Annotated in this window: 1 protein-coding gene; it reads left to right on the top strand. The window is 70.4% G+C overall.

Annotated elements, in window-relative coordinates:
• Positions 1-193, top strand: a 193-nt coding sequence (locus SB764_RS44895) for a hypothetical protein (protein WP_410867422.1), incomplete at its 5' end; no start/stop codon positions are given.
• Positions 194-233: the final 40 nt, after the last annotated feature.

Raw genomic sequence — 233 nt, 5'->3', positions numbered from 1 at the left:
GGACACGACGCCGAGTGCCCCGGCCGACCTCGACGCCATCGTCCAGGCCATGTCCGAATCGCTCAAGGTCACCGGGCTCATGCCCGAGCGGGAGCGCGTCACCACGGACATGCCCGAGCAGGAGCGGACCACCTCGGATGCGGCCGCACGGTCCGACGTTGCCGACCAGGAAGAGCATTTCGGGCACGCCTGAACCTTCGTTGCCCAGCCGACGACGGCCCGCGCACTCGCCC

The organism is Paraburkholderia sp. SIMBA_027, assembly GCF_046535315.1.
Classification (GTDB): Bacteria; Pseudomonadota; Gammaproteobacteria; order Burkholderiales; family Burkholderiaceae; genus Paraburkholderia; species Paraburkholderia tropica.
Note: the sequence above shows the minus strand (reverse complement) of the source record. Positions and strands in the feature narration are given on the sequence as shown.